We start from the raw sequence: 16,046 nt of genomic DNA on the forward strand, positions 1-16,046 counted from the left end.
TAGTAGATGGCTATTCTCGTAACGGGTGGAGCTGGATATATTGGTAGTCACACTTGTGTGGAGCTATTAAATGATGGTTATCAGGTAATCGTTGTTGATGATTTTTCAAATAGCAATCCTGAATCATTAAAAAGAGTGGAACAGATAACCGGAAAACAACTTAAGACGTATCCGATTGATTTATTAAATCAGATTGATTTAGAAAAAGTATTTAAAGAGAATAAGATTGAAGCGGTTATTCACTTCGCTGGATTAAAATCAGTTGGAGAGTCAGTTGCGGTGCCACTTAAATACTACCGTAATAATGTGATAAGCACATTAATTCTATGTGAGGTGATGAGAAAACACCGAGTGAAAAATCTTGTCTTCAGTTCATCAGCAACAGTTTATGGAGCAACGGATAAAATGCCTGTTTCAGAAGATGCTTTTCTGAAGCCAGTCAATCCATATGGACGAACGAAACATTTAATTGAAGAATTGCTACGGGACTTGTATCAATCAGATAAGGAATGGAGTATTACATTATTAAGATATTTTAATCCAATTGGAGCTCATGAAAGTGGCAATATCGGTGAGGATCCAAATGGTATTCCAAATAATTTACTACCGTATATTTCGCAGGTAGCAGTAGGGAAACTGCAACGTCTTAACATATTTGGAGATGATTACCCAACCAAAGACGGAACCGGGATAAGGGATTATATTCATGTCGTTGATTTGGCTAAGGGGCATCTAAAAGCCTTAGAAAAAATAACATCAATAACTGGTGTAGAAACGTATAATCTTGGTACGGGTAGAGGTTATAGTGTGTTAGAAATGATTGACGCGTTCGAGAATGCTTCGGGGAAGAAAATACCTTACACGGTTGTAGATCGGCGAGAGGGAGATTCAGCTATTTGTTATGCGAATCCGAATAAGGCAAGAGAACACCTAAAATGGCAAGCTAGTAGAGATATTCATTTGATGAGTAAAGACGCATGGCGATGGCAACAAAAAAATCCAAAGGGATATCAAGAAATAGTTGATCCAAGACAAACTGGTGTTTACTAAACGCTAGTTTTTTTAAATGTCTATAAAAGCGGGGAGTATAATGAAAAGCACGACTAATTTAACAAAAAGAGATGTAAGAGAAATGCTGGTAAAGGCTAAAAAAGGAAGCGAATCGACTAATATTAGCGCACTTGAAGTTATCAATCAGATGAAAGACCAGATAATGGAAATCAAATTCGCTGATAAGAAAGTAAAATAAAGTTTTAAGAAATTGGGGTTAGATCATGATTAAGCGATTAATTGATGTAGTTATCTCACTAATACTGCTGACGGTGTTGTCTTCACTTGTTTTAGTCATTGCTTTTTTAATACGAATTAAATTAGGAACACCAATACTATTTAAACAGCTACGTCCAGGTTTAAACGGCAAGGCATTTTACGTATATAAATTTCGCACAATGAATAACGAAACAGATGAGAAAGGTAATTTATTATCTGATGACTATCGTTTAACTGGTCTTGGGCAATTTCTTAGAAAATACAGTTTAGATGAATTTCCACAACTAATTAATGTTCTTAAAGGTGAGATGAGTTTGGTTGGTCCGAGACCTTTGTTACTAGAATATTTACCTCTTTATACAAAGGAACAAGAGAAAAGACATAACGTTAGGCCAGGTATAACTGGATGGGCACAAGTTAATGGGAGAAACGCGATTAACTGGGAAGAAAAATTCAAGCTAGATACATGGTATGTCAACAATTATAGTCTACTTCTTGATTTTAAAATAATGATTAAAACACTTAGTAAAGTGGTTAAGAAAGAGGGGATTAATTATCAAGGACATGTCACGATGGAAAAATTTAAAGGCTCAGAAGAAGTGATGTAGCATGAATATAATTATTGTCGGAAATGGTGGGCACAGCAAAGTCATTCAAGAGATGGTTTCTTTGATAAAGGAGCATCAGGTTATTGCAATCCTAGATGATAAATATACGAGTGAATTCCACGTTAATGGAACTGTACATGGCCCTTTAACTTTGTTAGATCAAGTACTTGAACAAGACGGTAAGGTGATCATTGCGATTGGAAATAATTTAACCAGAAGACACATAGTAGCTTCATTAAACTTAGAAATCGAACAATTTTTAACAATTATTCACCCAACAGCGATAGTAAGCTCCACAGCAAGATTAGGTTATGGAACAGTTATTATGCCAAATGCAGTAATTAATGCAGAAACAATGATTGGTGATCATTGCATTATTAACACGGGGGCTATAGTGGAGCATGAAAATGTTGTTGGTGATTACACACATATTTCTCCCAATGCTACCTTGACAGGTAATGTCTTCGTTGGTGAAGGTGTACATATAGGGGCAACAGCAACTATTATACCAGGGATGAAAGTAGGTAACTGGTCGGTTATTGGTGCTGGGTCAATCGTTATCAAGGAAATTCCAGCTGGAAGTAAGGCAGTTGGATCTCCTGCAAGAATTCTTTCAAACAATAAATTAAATAAAACGCAGGAAGAAAAGGTGGTGGTTATAAATGACAAAACCTAAAATTCTTCTTTCACCACCACACATGAGTGGGAAAGAGATAGATCAAGTTAAGGAAGCATTCAGAACAAACTGGATTGCACCATTAGGACCGAATGTTGATGCATTTGAAAATGAAATAGCAAGTTATCTAGGAGCAAATGGAGCTGTCGCGGTAAGTTCAGGAACTGCAGCGATTCATTTAGCTCTTTCTTTATTAGGAGTGCAAAAGGGAGATAAAGTGTTTTGTTCCACGCTTACCTTTGTTGCTAGTGCAAATCCAATTTTATACCAAGATGCAGAGCCCGTTTTTATTGATTCAGAGCCGGATACATGGAATATGTCTCCACAAGCACTTGAACGGGCGTTAACAGATGCAGTACTTGAAGGAAATTTACCAAAAGCAGTAATTGTAGTGAATCTTTATGGACAAATAGCCAAAATGGATGAGTTGGTGTCTATTTGTAATCGGTATAATGTTCCAATTATTGAAGATGCGGCCGAGTCTCTGGGGTCAACTTATAAAGGAAGACCAAGTGGTGTTTTTGGTAAGTTCAGTATTTTCTCTTTCAACGGAAATAAAATTATTACCACATCTGGCGGGGGAATGCTTGTATCGGGTGATCTAGACGCGCTGAAAAAAGCGCGTTTTTTAGCAACACAGGCAAAGGATGCTTCGCCACATTATCAACACAGTGTTTGTGGTTATAACTACCGGATGAGTAATATATTAGCGGGTGTTGGAAGAGCTCAACTAGATGTTTTAGAAAGTCGTGTGGATGCAAGAAGACATATATTTGATCGCTATTACCGGTGTCTAGTTAACTTACCTGGTATAAACTTTATGCCAGAATTACTACATACAAGGACAAATAGATGGCTTACGGCATTCACGATAAATGAACATGAAGCTGGTGTTTCTGTAGGACAATTGTTGGAAACACTTAATGCCGAAAATATTGAAGCACGTCCGGTATGGAAACCACTCCATTTGCAGCCATTATTTAAAGGTGCAAAGTACTACCCACATGAAAGAACAGGGCATGTCGCACAAGAGCTATTTGAAAAGGGTATATGTCTTCCGTCTGGATCGAGCCTAACAGACGATGAACAAGACAGAGTAATCGACTGTATAACAGAGACAATAAACGGACCCGTTACTAGCGAAGAAGTAATCTTAGAAAATATGAGGTATAGATAATGATAGGTGATAACATATACAAGATTCGGAAGCAAAAACGTTTAACTTTATCAGAACTAGCAGAGCGTGCGAATATTTCTAAGTCCTACTTGAGTAATATAGAACGTAACTTAAATCAAAATCCTTCTATTCAAATAATAGGGAAAATCGCAAAAGAATTAAACGTCAACATTGATACGATCTTAGGATTGAATCAGAAAAAAGCAAATCAACCCGAAACAGAGTGGTTAGACTTTGTTAATCAACTAAAAGCGTCTGGAATCGAAAAAGAACAATTACAAGAGTATAAGACTGTTATTGAGTTTGTTAAATGGAAGAATGAGAAATTAGGGGAGAAATAATTTACCCATGCAAATATATTATGGAAGGGAAATGAAATGGATAACCCAATCAAGGTCCTTCAGGTTGTTGGAGCAATGAATCGAGCAGGCACAGAAACGATGTTAATGAATATTTATCGAAATATTGACCATCAAAAAGTACAGTTTGATTTCATTTCCTATGGGAGTGGTGATGCAGATTATGATGAGGAAATAAAAAATTTAGGTGGGCAGGTGATAAAGTTAACCAAAACGAGCTCAGTTGCACAGATTTACAAGGTTATAAAAAAGAATGGACCATATGATGCTGTTCATTGTCATACACTGTTTCATTGTGGGCTTGCTAATCTAGCAGCATTTCTAGCCGGAGTGAAAATTAGAATTTCCCATGCACATACTACCTTAGATGATACTAATGGGCTGGCTAGAAAGATATATATTAATCTAATGAGGTGGATGATTAGTACTTTCTCAACCAATCTACTAGCTTGCAGCAATGGTGCTGGGAGTTATTTGTTTGGAGAAAAAGAGTTGTCAAATGCTAACTATTCCTTTTTTCCAAATGTGATTGATTATTCGAATTTTTTACAGGTTCCAGGTACAACTATTAAGAAATTTAAAATGGAACAGGGAATTGGCAATAGTATAGTGATTGGCCACATAGGAAGATTTATTGAACCAAAGAATCACCTTTTTTTGCTAAAAGTAATGAAAGAAATTATTAAGAAAGAACCATCTAGCAAACTACTGTTAGTTGGAGATGGAGATTTAAGGCAAGAGATTGAAGCAAAAGCAAAAAAAGAAGGATTATACGAGAATATCAAGTTTGTTGGGGTGAGAGAGGATGTGCCAACAATGCTACACAGCATGGATATATTTGTATTTCCTTCCATTTATGAAGGTTTAGGGCTCGTACTTTTAGAGGCCCAAGCTAGCGGATTACCGTGTATTGTATCGAATGCAATTCAGCCCGAAGCTGACATAAATATTGGACTTGTATCAAAGCTTTCCTTGGACGGTGGACCAGAGGCTTGGGCAAGAAAAATTTTAAAGGAAGTAGGTAATAAAGAAAAGAACCTTAACATGATTAACAATTGTCTTGATAAATCTGGATATTCTCTAAATGATGGAATTACCAAATTAATCAACATCTATTATCCAGAAGAAGGAGAAGTTTATGAAACAGATATTAGTCGCCTCTTTTGATATGGAAGTAGGTGGAGTCGAGAGAAGTTTAATCAGTATGTTAAACAATTTTGATTACGACAATTATGCAATTGATTTGATGTTATATAGTCATACCGGTGATTTTATGGAACTGCTGCCCAATCAGCCTAGTTTACTATCCGAACTACAACCGTACAAAACTTTTCGGATGTCGATCGGGCAAATACTCAAGTCTGGGAATCTTCCAATCGGACTCGCAAGATTATTAGCAAAGTATAAAGCAGGGTTACATCCATCTTCAGAAAATGGATATAAACAGATGCAATACATGTGGAAGTATTCCATCCCATTTTTACCAAAAATAAAAAAAAGATATGATGTCGCTATCAGTTATTTATGGCCGCATTATTTTATTGCGGAAAAGGTTAAAGCTAATACAAAGATTGCATGGATTCACACCGATTTCTCGACAGTAGAAACGGATGTAGATTTGGATCTTAACATGTGGAATAACTATCATCATATCGTGGCAGTATCTGATGAATGTAAAAAAGCCTTTACCAGAAAGTATCCGTCATTAGAAGAAAAGGTCAGTGTTATTGAAAATATTTCTTCGCCAGCAATAGTTCAAACACTTGCAAATGAACAAATAGAAAATCCAATGGTTAATGATAATCGTTTTAAAATTATCACAGTTGCAAGACTATCTCATGCGAAAGGGATTGATCAAGCAGTCAGAGCTATGAAATTGTTAAAGGATAGCGGTTATCAGGATATTGCTTGGTATGTCGTTGGCTATGGTGGAGATGAGCAGATGATAAAAGAATTAATTAACAAGTATCAGCTTGAGGATTCATTTATCCTATTAGATAAAAAAGCGAATCCGTATCCATATATGAAAGAAGCAGACATCTATGTACAACCATCCAGATATGAAGGTAAGGCTGTAACAGTTGTTGAAGCACAAATTCTAGCAAAACCTGTTCTCATCACGAATTATCCAACTGCAAAAAGCCAAGTAAATGACGGTTATGATGGGTGCATTTGTGAGTTATCACCAGAAGGGATTGCCAATGGAATCAAAATGCTTTATAACAATGAAGCCCTAAGGAGAATCTTGTCTGATTACTGCAACAATAAAAACTACGATAACAACGAGGAACTCAAAAAACTATATCAATTAGTTTAGGGAGGGGAACAATAGATGTTACACAAACAACTAGTTAGCGTTATTGTTCCTATCTACAAGGTAGAAAAATATATCCATCGTTGTCTTGAAAGTATTTTGCGGCAAACTTATCAATACTTAGAGGTGATCTTGGTTGATGATGGTTCCCCTGATCAATGCGGAAAAATCGCAGATAACTACAGTGAACTGGATTCCAGAATCATTGCCGTGCACAAGGAAAATGGCGGATTATCTGATGCAAGAAACCACGGGATGGGATATGTAACAGGAGAGTTTACCATGTTTGTGGACAGTGATGATTGGTTGGAATTGACCATGATTGAGACGATGGTAAATGTCATTTTAGATTATCAAGCTGATGTGATTCAATCAGCTTTTTATTATGCTTACGATGACAAATTACTTTTTGATAGTAGGCATCATAAAAAAGATGATGATCCAATTTTGTTAAACAATAACACATTAATGTACGAACTAGTAGTTAATGAAAAAGTGAAAAATTTCGCCTGGGGCAAGCTTTACAAAACGGAATTGATTCGTGATATTCCATTTAAAAAAGGTGTGTTATTTGAAGATGTGTTTTGGGCTCACCAAGTCATGCATCGAGTTGAAACTTATGTCATGATTCATCAGCCAATGTATTATTATTACCAACGTGATGATAGCATTGTCGCAAACTATACACCTAGAAATTTAGATATTATTAATGGATTAAAGGAAAGACATCGATTTATAGAAAAGTATTATAGTCATTTATCGAACGAGTCCTATAAGTTGATGGTAAAGACATGCTTGGTTCACTATAATCTTTTGTTAGCCAATCGAAAAAAAGACAAACATGGGATTTACAGAAAAGAAATTCGGTATTATATCCATAATAATTATGGGGATTTAAAAAAAGCGGTAAGAGATGACAAGCAATTGTTGAGAGAATTATCGTTTTTTTCATTGCATCCATTGCTTAATATTTTACTTACTGGATTAAGAAAAGTAATAAAAACACTAAGAATAAAATCTCAACCAGATGGGCTATCTTGGATGAAGTACGAACAAGACATTATAAAATCACATAGGAGTAATAGTGATGGTTAATATGATAAAGGAAAATGAAATCTCACAAAAACTTAATTTAAAACGGCTTAATCAAGTAAGAATTGATAAAGATTTGCCAATTCTAGATGTTGAACCATACAATTTAATTAATCATAAAAGATTCGACATTATGGCTAAGTATATATATGGGGAATTCCAAGAAAATGCGTGGAATAGTAGTTGGGGTTATCGACTTTATGAAAATCATATGTGGGTTTTTAATCAGTATGATGAAGATGATGAGTCAGGAAAAAAAGGAATAAAATCTTTCATTAGTTCTTTTAATTTCACTTTGAAATCTGTCAAGGATAATGGTTTTGATGATACAGTTTCATTACTACCAATTAACGAAAATAACGTTCCAATTGATGGAGCACATCGCCTAACCGCAGCATTACTTTATGACAAAAAGGTAAGCGCAGTGAAAATAAAGAATCACAATTTAAATTATAACTATGAGTTTTTTAGAAATAAAGGTCTTCTTAGTAAATGGTCCGATGCCATGACTTATGAATATTGTAAGTTAAAAAGTAATACTTTTATTGTTCTATTATTTCCAAATAGCATTGAAAAAAAGGAAAAGGTCAAGGAAGTTCTCGATAACTTTGGGGATATTTATTATGAAAAGGAGGTTTACATAAAGAAAGAAGGTCCAAGAAACCTTATTAAACTATTGGCTGAAGATGAGAAGTGGTTAGAAGACTTTAGTGGATATAAGAACGATCCTGAAAGGGAAATTGGTTCTTTTTTTAATGGCGATGGAACAATAGGTGTTCTGATTTTTGAAACGACTGATTTTAGAAATCTATCAATGGTGAAAATAGGACTTAGAGATATTTATGGCGAAAGTGATTTTAATTTTTATATTAATGAAAAACATCAGGATACTATTCGGCTAACTCAAATGCTATTAAACGAGAACAGTATTCACTTTTTGAATAACGCTATTTCAGATTCGCCATTTAAAGACTTTGAAGAAAACTTAAATCAATATAAGAAATTCATTAAAAGAGTGGATATTGACATTGATTCTATTTGTTTGATTTCTAATGAAGTGCTCGCAGCTTATGGACTACGCGATTCAGTTGATTTTGTTTTTATTCAAAATGGACAAATGCATATAGAGGATGAAAACTCTGGCTTTGAAAGATTAATAAATTACAATAGTGAATTGATTGGTTTTAAAAGACACATTGACGATATTATATTCAACCCGGAGAATCACTTTTATTATCAAGGTGTTAAGTTTGCATCGTTAAATGTTGTAAAAGAAATAAAGAAAAAACAAGGAGTATTTTATGACAGGGAAGGTATTCTTATGATTAAAAACATCTTAGGGATCTGGTTGAATAATATCAATAAAGAATTAATAAGATATACCATTAAAAAAAGAACTATGATACTAAAGTTGAAAGTAATAGCAATAAAATTAGCTCTAAGTAAATTTTATAAAAAGTTGCGGCAGGAAAAAGTTTAATACAATAATTAATTAAAATGGAGTTTTAAAATATGAAAAAAAGGATGCTATTTGTAATAGATTCATTAGATTGTGCAGGAGCGGAAAAGAGTCTATTAACGTTATTATCACTTTTAAACTACTCGAAATACTCTGTTGACTTGATGTTGTTTGCACATGGGACAATACTGGAAAGTTTAGTTCCAGAAGAGGTTAATATTTTGAAACCATTAAAATATACAGAGTTTACTAAATTAAGTGTTAAGAAATCATTTTTTTATACTCTAACAAACAAGGAATACAAAATGTTCTATTCAAGGATTAAATATTCAGCGAGAATTCGTAAGAAAAAATATCGTAATTCACAGAAAGCTAGAGTATTTTGGGAGAGCGTTTCTAACACCATTGAGAACAACCCTAAATACTATGATGTTGCAATAAGTTATGCGCAAGGTATTCCAACTTTTTATGTAGCCGAAAAAGTAAAAGCGAAAAAGAAGTTCGCCTGGGTTAATGTAAGTTATAGATTAGAAGTGAAGGATAAACAATTCCAAGAAAAATTTTATGAGAAATATAAAAAGATTGTTGCTGTGTCAGATTCCACCAAAGAAATATTTTTAGAGACGTTCCCTAATTTCACCAACAAAATGAAAGTAATTCATGACATTAATAACCCTGACTTTATAGCAAATATGTCCGAAATAGGAAATGGTTATCAAGATAATTTTAATGGGGTGAAATTATTAACGATAGGGAGACTTGATCACCAGAAGGGATATGATATCGCACTAAGAGCTTGTAAGAAGCTTAAAGAAAGTGGTATTGATTTTAGATGGTATGTATTAGGAAAAGGGCCTTTAAAAGAAGAGATTCAAAAGTATATAGAAAAAAACAACCTAACCAAACATTTCATTTTATTAGGTGTTAGATCCAACCCTTATCCTTTTATCAAAAATACTGATATATATGTTCAAACATCAAAATTTGAAGGTTTCGGCTTAGCAATTGCAGAAGCACGAATGCTAAATATTCCAGTTGTTACTACAAGATTCGACGCAGTTTTTAGTCAGATGGTAGATGGGGAAAATGGCTTGGTGGTTGATATGAATGCTGACGCTGTTTGTGATGCAATATTGAAATTAACTAACGATAGAGAACTAAGAAATAGGCTGATTAGTTATTTAACTATCGAGAAAAAAGGAAACGTGGAGGAAGCAGAAAAGTTTTATCAACTAATAGGATGAGTGTGGTAAATCCAATGAAGATTAAAATAGTATTTATGGTCATTAACATGAACATCGGTGGAACTGAAAAGGCATTGCTAAATATGATTGAAGAGATGCCTAGGGATCAGTATGAGATCACTATATTAATGTTAGAGAAATATGGTGGATTTTTAGAGTCTATTCCAAGTCGAGTTAATGCTGAGTATTTAGATGAATATTTTGAAATGAAAGATGAGTTAAATAAGCCGCCAAAAACAGTAGCATTGAATCTTATAAAAAAAGGGCAGTTTGTTAAAGGAGTAGGCTTCACTTTAACTATATTATTATCAAAGGTTATAAAAAACAAAGGACTTCTTTTTAAATTTCTTTTAAGAAATGTTCATGAATTAGAAAAAAAATATGATGTTGCTGTAGCTTATGCTGGTCCGATGGACTTCATAAGCTATTTTGTTATTAAAAAAATAAAAGCTGATAAGAAAATACAATGGATTCACTTTGATATCACGAAAATTGGATTTGACGTTAAATTTGCCGAAATATTCTATAAAAAGTTTGACAAAATATTTGTAGTTTCAAAAGAAGGTAAGAAAAAAATTAATCAAAAATTACCGAAATTAAAGGAAAGAATAGAAACTTTTAGTAATATTCTTTCGACAGATAAGGTTTTAAGAATGGCTGACGAGGGCCTAGGATTTACAGATGATTTTAACGGTATAAGAATTTTAACAGTTGGGCGATTAAGTATAGAAAAAGGTCAAGATTTAATCATACCTATCTTGGCGAGATTAAGGGAAAAAGGATTGAATATAAGGTGGTACTGTATTGGCGAAGGGAATGCTCGATCAGAGTATGAAACGTTAATAAGTGACCATCAGGTAAAGGAAGATTTTATTTTACTTGGAGCGAATTCAAATCCTTATCCATATATGAAAGAATGTGATATATATGTTCAACCATCTAGGCATGAAGGTTTTTGTATAACTCTTGGTGAGGCAAAGTGTTTTAATAAGCCAATTGTTAGTACAAATTTTACGGGAGCAAAGGAACAAATATCCAACAATAAAACAGGTTTAATTGTTGGATTTGATAAAGATCAGATGGTTAATGCCATTGAGCAAATGATTAATAAAGATTTTAGAGAACAAATCGTAACGAACATACAGAAAGAACACACTAGTAATACTAGTGATTTCAAACAATTTTTTTAAAAATAGATGTTCCGTAAATTTATTTGCTGGAGGTGAAAAAGATTAAAAGAAAAATTTTATTTATGCTCACTAGCATGAACATAGGTGGTGTGGAAAAATCACTATTGTCCTTACTCTCCGCAATGCCTATAAATAAATATACTGTTAAGGTCCTTTTATTAGAGAAAAAAGGAGCATTTTTAAAGCACATTCCAGCTTGGGTAGAGGTGGAGGAGGTTAATTGGTTTGAAGAAATCAAACCAATTATTATGCAACCACCTCAACAGACAGTAGCTGACTATTGGAGTGGAAAGAAGTTCTTTAAAATCCCTACATTTGTTGGTAAGTATTACTTATCGAAAAAACTTAATGATAGATATATCTATTATAAGGAAGTTTTCAAAAGTATTCCTAATAACTCAAATGAATATGACGTTGCTATTGCTTATCAAGGACCGACTGATGTGATTGATTATTATATAGCAAACAAAGTAATAGCAAAAAAGAAAATAGCGTGGATACATTTTGACGTCGAAAATCATTTGATTAATCAAAAATTATATAAAAAATTGCATGAGAAATATAATAAGGTGTTTGTTGTATCAGAAGAGGCTAGGCAACATTTAGTTAATCTTATTCCTAATGATAAAAATAAGACGGAGGTCTTATTTAATATCATTTCACCTGATCTAGTTGAAAAAATGTCTCAAGAAAAGGTAGTAGATTTTGATGAAAAGCATAATGGAATTAATATTGTGACAGTTGGGAGGCTTTCTTTAGAAAAAGGTCAGGATATCGCGATTAAAGTTTTATCAAAATTGAAAGAAAATGGTTATAACGTTAACTGGTATTGCATAGGTGATGGAAAAGCCAGAAAGGAATATGAAAATCTAATTACTAGGTACAATTTAGAAGATTCTTTTATCCTATTAGGAGCCAAAGAAAACCCTTACCCTTATGTCAAAAATGCTGATATCTATGTTCAACCCTCAAGACATGAAGGGTTTTGTCTAACACTTGCAGAGGCAAAATGTCTATGTAAGCCACTTATATCCACAAATTTCACTGGAGCAAAGGAACAGATTAAAGATGGTTATAATGGGTTAATTGTGAAAAAAAATATTGATGAATTACTCGGAAAAATAAAATTTCTAATTGAAAACCCTAAAAAAAGAGAAAATCTTTCAAGTAATCTATGGAAACAAAAAGTGGATACATCAAGTGAAGTAGCAAAACTATTGAATTATATAGATGATGAGAGGAGTCATGGTTATGAATCCGAAGATAAGTATAATAGTTCCAGTGTACAAAGTGGAACCATACATTCATAAGTGCATTGATTCTATACTAGCTCAAACTTTTACAGATTTTGAGCTAATTCTTATAGATGATGGTTCACCTGATCGATGTGGTGAGATATGTGATGAATATGCTAATAATGATAATAGAGTTAAGGTTATACATAAAGAAAATGGAGGTGTTTCTGAAGCTAGGAACTCAGGAATAGATAGAGCGGTGGGTGAATATATTATATTTGTTGACAGTGACGATTGGATTGAAAGTTACTCTTTGCAAATGTTAAATGAAAACATTAGCGACCCTAAAATTGATGTAGTTATATTTGGTCTAGTAAAAGATATTCATTCTAAAAACAAACTTATAAAAAGTGAATCAAACGGGTTTTATAAAAAAATAAATTTAAATATTACTGAACTAAGTAACAACTTTATTTATTTTCTTAATTCTGTTGGAATGCATCCATCTTGGATGTATCTATTCAAAGCAAAAATTATAAAGAATTTTAATCTGTATTTTAATAGTGATTTAGTTCTGTATGAGGATTTTGATTTTAATTTAAGATATTTAATGAACTGCAATAAGATTACGTTACTTCCGGATGCTTTGTATCATTATAATCTGTATGTTTCAGTAGATTTATTGGCAAAGCGAAATAAAATTAATATAATATCAGATATTTCAACTGTATGCACATCTTTATTCGATTTCTTAAAAAACACGGTGGGGAAAAAAGATATTGAAAAACAGGTTCTTGAATATATTCTCCCGATATATACTTTATGTTTTCGAAATATTGTAATACACAGAAATAAATCCGACTTAGCATACAAAATCATAATGATGAAGCAAATAAAGAAAGACTTAGTGTTTAATATTTTGATACAACAATATGGATATTCACTAAAATTTTATAGAATTCTAGGTTCACTATTGAATAAAAATTTATATTTGGCGGCTTATTTCCTTATACTAGTTAAGTTTAATAAATAATTAATTTTGTGTGAGGAGGTGTTATGTTGGAGGAAAAGATAAGTATAATTGTCCCAGTTTATAATGTGGAGAAATACTTGGGGAAATGTGTTAATTCAATTTTAAAACAATCATATCAAAATTTTGAATTAATACTCGTTGACGATGGTTCCCAGGACAATTGTGGGATGATTTGTGATCGTCTTGCAAAAAATGATAAAAGAATCAAAGTAATACACAAAAGTAATGGAGGCTTGTCTTCGGCTAGGAATGCAGGGTTGAAATTCGCAACTGGGAAATATATTTCATTTATTGATAGCGATGATTATATACATCCGAATATGTACGAAATTCTCTATAATTATTTGCAGAAGTACTGCTCAGATATAGTTATATGTGATTTTGTAAGAGTTCTAGAGAATGTAAAACATCCTTATGAGAAAATTAATGTGGATCAAAATGTCAGAAATTATTCAAATATAGAAGCACTAGAAAATATATATACGAGTTTGGGTACAACATTCATTGTATCCTGGAACAAATTGTATAAAAGACATTTATTTTTTAATTTAAAATTCGAAGAAGGCAGAATACATGAAGATGAATTTATAGCACATAAAATTTTGTATAAAAGTTCAAAGATAACATATGTACAGTGTGAATTATATTATTATGTTCAAAGAGAGGATGGAATAATAAATTCTCCATTTAATATAAAGAAAATAGATGCTATTTATGCAAATTTAGATAGAATAAATTTTTTGAATTCAATAAATCAAATACAACTTCGCAGAAAAGCCGAATTCAATTTTATACTATTATTTTTTCAGCTTTACTTTAAAGTGAAAAAAGAGTGTGATAAACCTAATTATGAGTTGAAAATTTTAAGGAAAAAGTTCCGTGGTATTTTATTATTTTTAATTAAGAATCCTTATTTTAAATCTAAAGAAAAACTAATGTGGATTATATTTATAATACATCCTAATCTTTATGAGAATCGAATTAATAAGTAAAACACTTTAAATCTAATTATGCAGAATAATAGGAATAATTAGATTTTAATTAAAGGGGAACAGTATGGGAGGTTAATTAGTTGAATGAATTGAAGGTGTGACTGCTTAAATGAGACAAAGATAGTTATACCAGTAGGGCTTAATAGCTGAAATATTAGAATGAAAAGAGCAACAATGATTTATTTGCATACCATGTCAAACCATATTCAAAAAATATTAGAAGATTTAATAAGTTCTAATAGCAACTTAGTTTTTTAAATAAACAAATGAAAGGAGATATTTTGTATGGTTAAAGTAAGCTTTATTGTTTCTGCATATAATATTCAAGACTATATATCGAAATGTGTACAATCATTAATGAATCAAACACTTGAAGATATTGAAATAATTATTGTTAATGATGGTTCTACAGATAATACTTTTAGTGAAATTGAAAAGATAACTAAGGAAGATAATAGAATCGAAATAATTGATAAAAACAATGAAGGAGTAATGAGAGCAAGGGAAACAGGGTATGAACAAGCAAATGGAGAATATATACTCTTTGTTGATGGTGATGATTGGCTTGATGAAAACGCAGCAGAAAAATTATATGAAAAGGCAAAAGAAAAGGATTATGATATAGTGTCTTTTGGTTTTTATTTTACTGATGGAGAAAAGAAGGTAAAAGGGATTTCAGTGAGAAATGACTTGTATGATAATTTAAAAGGTGACAATTTTTTAGTAATGGTACTAACAAATAAAATATATCCACCATTGTGGAGTAAGTTAATAAAAAGAAGTTTTATTAAAAGTAATAATGTTGTATTCCCTAATTTTATTGAAAAAGCTCAAGATTTAGCTTTTTCATGTTCTCTAGGGATTCATTATCCAAATTCTTGCGTTATAGACGATTGTCTATATTATTATTTCACATCTAGAAGTACCTCGGTTACAAATACAATGTCCCCAATAATTTTTGAAGTGGAAAAAGCCGTTAGCTTTATTCGAAAGCAATTAAAATTTAATAATATGTTAAAGAGTTATAAAGAAGAGTTTGACTTTTTAGCTTTCTATCATCTTTATTGGGTCAATAGAAGGTTGATATATGATAATAATAAATTCAGTAAACCCATTTATAAAATGTGGAAAAGCACGGGAATAGACCTCAGAAAAAATAAGTATTTTAATCATTTAATAATGAAAGAATCATTTAAGGCAAGAGTAATCATAAAGATGATTATATATAACTATACTTTGGGAAGATTGATTGTAAATTTTCATGGGTTTTATATTAATATTTTAAAAAAGCGAAACACATTTGTTTGAATTGTGTTTTATATAATAAATGTATTGAAGTGGAATAATACCCACTTGCAAACCGATCCAATTATTTAAACCTTGTTTCAGTTTAAAAAA

General features: G+C 32.2%; 16 protein-coding genes. All 16 read left to right on the forward strand.

Going from position 1 to position 16,046, the window contains the following annotated elements; all coding sequences use genetic code 11:
- Positions 1–6 precede the first annotated feature (6 nt).
- The gene (gene galE / locus LD272_RS18545; RefSeq protein ID WP_226038103.1) at positions 7–1,050 is read left to right on the forward strand and encodes a UDP-glucose 4-epimerase GalE; all 1,044 of its coding nucleotides are present in this window, start codon (positions 7–9) and stop codon (positions 1,048–1,050) included.
- A gap of 40 nt (positions 1,051–1,090) precedes the next feature.
- Positions 1,091–1,249, forward strand: a complete 159-nt coding sequence (locus LD272_RS18550) for a hypothetical protein (protein ID WP_226038104.1) — start codon at positions 1,091–1,093, stop codon at positions 1,247–1,249.
- Positions 1,250–1,277: 28 nt separating this feature from the next.
- On the forward strand, positions 1,278–1,877 hold the full coding sequence (locus LD272_RS18555; protein WP_369414008.1) for a sugar transferase: 600 nt from the start codon (positions 1,278–1,280) through the stop codon (positions 1,875–1,877).
- Between the two features lies 1 nt (position 1,878).
- Positions 1,879–2,553 carry an acetyltransferase gene (locus tag LD272_RS18560; protein ID WP_226038106.1) on the forward strand — a complete coding sequence of 225 codons (675 nt, stop codon included), beginning with the start codon at positions 1,879–1,881 and terminating at the stop codon, positions 2,551–2,553.
- A complete protein-coding gene (locus LD272_RS18565; RefSeq protein ID WP_226038107.1) occupies positions 2,540–3,730 on the forward strand; it encodes a DegT/DnrJ/EryC1/StrS family aminotransferase in 1,191 nt (396 codons plus the stop codon). The genes LD272_RS18560 and LD272_RS18565 overlap by 14 nt, the downstream gene beginning before the upstream one ends.
- On the forward strand, positions 3,730–4,071 hold the full coding sequence (locus LD272_RS18570) for a helix-turn-helix domain-containing protein (protein WP_226038108.1): 342 nt from the start codon (positions 3,730–3,732) through the stop codon (positions 4,069–4,071). The genes LD272_RS18565 and LD272_RS18570 overlap by 1 nt, the downstream gene beginning before the upstream one ends.
- A 36-nt stretch (positions 4,072–4,107) precedes the next feature.
- Positions 4,108–5,256, forward strand: coding sequence for a glycosyltransferase family 1 protein (locus LD272_RS18575; protein ID WP_226038109.1), 1,149 nt, complete (start codon positions 4,108–4,110; stop codon positions 5,254–5,256).
- A complete protein-coding gene (locus LD272_RS18580) occupies positions 5,228–6,406 on the forward strand; it encodes a glycosyltransferase (protein WP_226038110.1) in 1,179 nt (392 codons plus the stop codon). The genes LD272_RS18575 and LD272_RS18580 overlap by 29 nt, the downstream gene beginning before the upstream one ends.
- A gap of 15 nt (positions 6,407–6,421) precedes the next feature.
- Positions 6,422–7,498 (forward strand): glycosyltransferase family 2 protein, encoded by a 1,077-nt coding sequence (locus tag LD272_RS18585; RefSeq protein WP_226038111.1) that lies wholly within the window; start codon positions 6,422–6,424, stop codon positions 7,496–7,498.
- Positions 7,491–8,975: a hypothetical protein gene (locus LD272_RS18590; protein ID WP_226038112.1), complete on the forward strand. Its 1,485-nt coding sequence runs from the start codon at positions 7,491–7,493 to the stop codon at positions 8,973–8,975. Before LD272_RS18585 ends, LD272_RS18590 begins: the two co-directional genes overlap by 8 nt.
- 32 nt (positions 8,976–9,007) lie before the next feature.
- Positions 9,008–10,198 (forward strand): glycosyltransferase, encoded by a 1,191-nt coding sequence (locus tag LD272_RS18595; RefSeq protein WP_226038113.1) that lies wholly within the window; start codon positions 9,008–9,010, stop codon positions 10,196–10,198.
- A gap of 14 nt (positions 10,199–10,212) precedes the next feature.
- On the forward strand, positions 10,213–11,388 hold the full coding sequence (locus LD272_RS18600; RefSeq protein WP_226038114.1) for a glycosyltransferase: 1,176 nt from the start codon (positions 10,213–10,215) through the stop codon (positions 11,386–11,388).
- Between the two features lie 89 nt (positions 11,389–11,477).
- Entirely contained in the window at positions 11,478–12,698 is a 1,221-nt protein-coding gene (locus LD272_RS18605) for a glycosyltransferase (protein WP_226038115.1), read from the forward strand.
- Positions 12,640–13,656, forward strand: coding sequence for a glycosyltransferase family 2 protein (locus LD272_RS18610; protein WP_226038116.1), 1,017 nt, complete (start codon positions 12,640–12,642; stop codon positions 13,654–13,656). The genes LD272_RS18605 and LD272_RS18610 overlap by 59 nt, the downstream gene beginning before the upstream one ends.
- 26 nt (positions 13,657–13,682) lie before the next feature.
- Positions 13,683–14,648, forward strand: coding sequence for a glycosyltransferase family 2 protein (locus LD272_RS18615; protein ID WP_226038117.1), 966 nt, complete (start codon positions 13,683–13,685; stop codon positions 14,646–14,648).
- A 285-nt stretch (positions 14,649–14,933) separates the two neighbouring features.
- The gene (locus LD272_RS18620) at positions 14,934–15,956 is read left to right on the forward strand and encodes a glycosyltransferase family 2 protein (RefSeq protein ID WP_226038118.1); all 1,023 of its coding nucleotides are present in this window, start codon (positions 14,934–14,936) and stop codon (positions 15,954–15,956) included.
- Positions 15,957–16,046 lie beyond the last annotated feature (90 nt).

The organism is Aquibacillus saliphilus (assembly GCF_020404745.1).
GTDB lineage: Bacteria > Bacillota > Bacilli > Bacillales > Amphibacillaceae > Aquibacillus > Aquibacillus saliphilus.